This is a genomic window from Ferruginibacter sp., assembly GCF_031430955.1.
Taxonomy (GTDB): Bacteria; Bacteroidota; Bacteroidia; order Chitinophagales; family Chitinophagaceae; genus Ferruginibacter.
The window spans coordinates 1-3,462 of the sequence record NZ_JANPCM010000021.1 but is presented as its reverse complement, the minus strand read 5'-3'; the positions used below and the strand labels follow the sequence as shown (position 1 = coordinate 3,462).

Sequence of the window (3,462 nt, the reverse complement as noted above, 5' to 3'; positions counted from 1 at the left end):
GCTTACTTCCTGCCTGTTCAAATTCCCTGGTAATTATTATTGAAGTTTTTAAAAACTGATCATACAATTCTTGGTCAACGGATAAAATATATGTTCTATAATTTTGCAGTTTTTCATACAATTCTTCACCAGCATTTTTCTTAATAAACAATCTGCTTACTGCATCCAAATCATCTTCTTTATAAACTTCTCTCAGATTTTTCTTTAATAAGCAAAGCTTTTGGCTGCCATACTGAAGCCTGTCGAGCACTTTCTGGCTCAGAGAGTTTTTTATTCAAGGCATGATAAACAACAGTGCTTGAATTTGAAATAGCACTGTTAGATTGAATCAATCCTTCTTCAGCAGCTTTAAACACTGCTAAAATACTGTCAGATTTATTTGAACAGGAAGAAAACACAAAAGCAAAAGTTATCGCACCAATAAAACGCAGCATAAAATTTTATTTGCAGTAAGATAAAAATAAAATGCTGTAGTAAAGGTTAAAATTTTTTATACCGATTTAAGATGGCTATGTGCAAGGCCTATTTATTTGTACATTTGGATAATTTAAAAAACATTGCCCAATTTATACATTATAGCAGGTTGTAACGGCGCTGGTAAAACCACGGCCTCTTATACTGTTTTACCCGAAATATTAAACTGCAAAGAATTTATAAATGCAGATGAAATTGCAAGGGGGCTTTCGCCATTTCAGCCCGAAAAAGTGGCCATCACTGCTGGAAGAATAATGTTACAAAGAATTGATGAACTGATAAACTTAAAAGTTGATTTTGCGATAGAGACAACGCTAACTACAAAATCATATACAAAGATGATTGAAGTTGCCAGGCTGAATGGATACAATATAAAATTGGCTTATTTGTGGTTAAACAATGTTGACTTAGCTATAGAAAGAGTAAATGCAAGAGTTAAGGAAGGTGGTCATAATATTCCGGAAGATGTAATCAGAAGGCGTTATAAAAAAGGCATTTTTAATTTAATAAATATTTTCATTGTTTTATGTGATTATTGGCTTGTATTTGACAACTCCGATGAATCATTTACCTTTGTAGCAGAAGGAGATAATATAAACGACCCTTCTATTTATAATAATAAAATTTGGGAATTAATTAAAAGAAAAGCAAATGAATAATTCTGTTATAAATACTAAAGATTTTAAAGAAAAATTTATAAAAGGTCTGGAGCTAAGTTTTAAAAAATTGTTAGCATCAAAACGATTAACAGATGGCACATTAGTATTCTCCAAAAACGGAAAAATCGTAAAAATAAAAGCCCGGGATATTAAAGACTAATCTGCAAATCATCTTACCCCAACTCAATCACACTAATCTCCGGCAACACCCCCACCCTTCCGGGATAACCAATAAAACCAAAGCCACGGTTTACATTTAATTTTTGTTTGCCATCTTCATACACTCCAGCCCATTGCTTATACATATATTGTACGGGGCTCCATTTAAAACCGGGTATCTCTACACCAAACTGCATGCCGTGGGTATGGCCGCTCAGCATTAAATCAATATCAGGATATTTTTCTTTTACCTGTGCATCCCAGTGGCTGGGGTCGTGGCTTAACAAAATTTTGAAAGGATATTTTTCTGTACCTGCATGCGCCAGATCCATACGGCCATGCTTGGGGAACCTTGCTTTGGCACCCCAGTTTTCTATACCCAGCAATGCAATATGTTCGCCATCTTTTTCTAAAGCCACATGCTCGTTCATCAACAACCGCCAGCCTAAACCGGCATGTACTTTTTTAAGGTCTTCTAAATTTTGTTCTTTAGTAATGCCGTTATAGGGCCATCGTACATAATCCCCATAATCGTGGTTGCCAAAGGTGCTGTACACACCCATGGGTGCTTTTAGCAAACTAAAAACATCCATGTACTGTTCCATTTCACTTGCCCTGTCGTTAACCAGATCGCCGGTAAATAAAATAATGTCGGGTTTTTCATTCATTATTTTTTCTACCCCATGCAACACGGCTTTTTTATCCATAAAACTGCCGCTGTGTATATCGCTGATGTGTACAATTTTTAATCCTTTAAATGCATTGGGCAAATTTTCAAAACTTAATTGCAGTCTTTTTATATCGTACTTATATTTATTACCAAAGCCGTAAAGTAAACTTCCAAACAAGGTGGTGCCTGCAGCTAAACCCACCCAGTTTAAAAATGCAGAGCGACTTATGCCTTCGCTGCCAAAATCACTTACTGCACCGGTACCGCTGTTACTAAATAATTTTAAAGCACCCCATTGCACCCCTCTTCTTATATCATCAATTAAAAAGAAAACCCCAGCGGTAATTTTTGCTAAAAACAATCCAATAACTGTCGCAAATAAATAAGTCCTTACTTTCTTTCCTAAAAAATCCTGTTCGGTATAAACAAATAATAAAAAGCTGATGATGGCAATTGCTGTAAGCCCCCAGTAAACTGTATAAATAATTGTTTTTGTCTTTGGCGATAAAGATTGACTGACTGATTTTACGGCCTGGAAAACATAAGTATCCAGCAGGAGCATGATGGAGATAAAAATAATTACGCCTAAAGGTGTACGCATGTTTGGGTTTATAGTTAATTGTTTACAGTTATGAAATTAGACGTTTGAGCAACAAAAATGTTTTAACGAAATGGTAAAAATTATCACCGCCTCCATTTTAAAAATTCATCCAGCTGATAATTGATAGCATACAATGTTCCTGCATCTGTAAATTTTCCATCAGCATCCATCAAAGTATTTACTGAGGATAAAGGTAATTTATTGGGGTGCACCGTAATTTTTAAGTAATTAAGAATATCGGCCAGATGATCCATTCCTCTTAAATTTCCTGCCCGGCCTGTAGAATTCCCTGTTATTAAAGCTTCTTTATTAAACCAGATATTGTGTGAGCTGCCTGTATCGAAAAGCATTTTTAAAACACCGGGGAAACTGCCATTGTATTCCGGCACAATAAAAATAAATGATGAAGTAGGTATGATAATCTCGTTTTCTATCTTTTCAAAACTGGCCTCTCTTTGCATTACATTAATTGCTTCCAGCGAAAATAAATTTGCATCAACAGCTTTTTCCTGTAAAATCCGTTGATATTCTTTTGCTACTTTAAGCGTATTACTGCCTGTTCTGTTGGTTCCCGAAACTATTGTAAGCATTATTTATATATATTGTTTATAACTATAACAAAGATGTTGATTCTTTGTTGCCCAATATTATGCCGAATAGTTAAATTTGCCAACCTGACGGAAAAATTGACAGCTGTTAGATGACAGTATTTTGAAATCACAACTTACTATCAACTGTCAACTTAATACTAACAACTAAGGAATATGGCAAGAATAATAGGAGTAGCAAATCAAAAAGGCGGTGTGGGCAAAACAACCACGGCTATTAATTTAGCTGCCAGTTTAGCTGTGCTGGAATATAAAACCCTGTTGGTAGATGCCGATCCTCAGGCCAACAGT

At 35.3% G+C, this 3,462-nt stretch carries 6 protein-coding genes; 3 read left to right on the top strand and 3 right to left on the bottom strand.

All coding sequences use genetic code 11. From position 1 onward, the window contains the following. Nucleotides 1-179: 179 nt before the first annotated feature. A complete protein-coding gene (locus ACY65O_RS00575) occupies nt 180-434 on the bottom strand; it encodes a hypothetical protein (RefSeq protein ID WP_462218899.1) in 255 nt (84 codons plus the stop codon). A 123-nt stretch (nt 435-557) separates the two neighbouring features. Here ACY65O_RS00575 and ACY65O_RS00570 point away from each other — a divergent pair, with 123 nt between their 5' ends. Together ACY65O_RS00570 and ACY65O_RS00565 are read left to right on the top strand one after the other, a co-directional pair. Beyond that, a complete protein-coding gene (locus ACY65O_RS00570) occupies nt 558-1,133 on the top strand; it encodes a zeta toxin family protein (protein WP_462218898.1) in 576 nt (191 codons plus the stop codon). Next, nucleotides 1,126-1,293, top strand: coding sequence for a hypothetical protein (locus ACY65O_RS00565; protein WP_462218897.1), 168 nt, complete (start codon nt 1,126-1,128; stop codon nt 1,291-1,293). Before ACY65O_RS00570 ends, ACY65O_RS00565 begins: the two co-directional genes overlap by 8 nt. Before the next feature lie 13 nt (nt 1,294-1,306). Here ACY65O_RS00565 and ACY65O_RS00560 read toward each other — a convergent pair whose 3' ends face one another. Continuing rightward, nucleotides 1,307-2,563, bottom strand: a complete 1,257-nt coding sequence (locus ACY65O_RS00560; RefSeq protein WP_462218896.1) for a metallophosphoesterase — start codon at nt 2,561-2,563, stop codon at nt 1,307-1,309. A gap of 83 nt (nt 2,564-2,646) precedes the next feature. Further along, on the bottom strand, nt 2,647-3,153 hold the full coding sequence (locus tag ACY65O_RS00555) for an NADPH-dependent FMN reductase (protein ID WP_462218895.1): 507 nt from the start codon (nt 3,151-3,153) through the stop codon (nt 2,647-2,649). 174 nt (nt 3,154-3,327) lie between these two features. Between ACY65O_RS00555 and ACY65O_RS00550 the strand changes: the two genes are divergently transcribed. Continuing rightward, nucleotides 3,328-3,462: ParA family protein (locus tag ACY65O_RS00550; RefSeq protein WP_462218900.1), on the top strand; the 135-nt coding region annotated here is incomplete at its 3' end.

What these genes read in the sequence shown, in the direction of transcription:
- ACY65O_RS00575 (WP_462218899.1), bottom strand. Translation starts at nt 434, where the DNA reads ATGCTGCGTTTTATTGGTGCGATAACTTTTGCTTTTGTGTTTTCTTCC.
- ACY65O_RS00565 (WP_462218897.1), top strand. Translation starts at nt 1,126, where the DNA reads ATGAATAATTCTGTTATAAATACTAAAGATTTTAAAGAAAAATTTATA.
- ACY65O_RS00560 (WP_462218896.1), bottom strand. Translation starts at nt 2,563, where the DNA reads ATGCGTACACCTTTAGGCGTAATTATTTTTATCTCCATCATGCTCCTG.
- ACY65O_RS00555 (WP_462218895.1), bottom strand. Translation starts at nt 3,153, where the DNA reads ATGCTTACAATAGTTTCGGGAACCAACAGAACAGGCAGTAATACGCTT.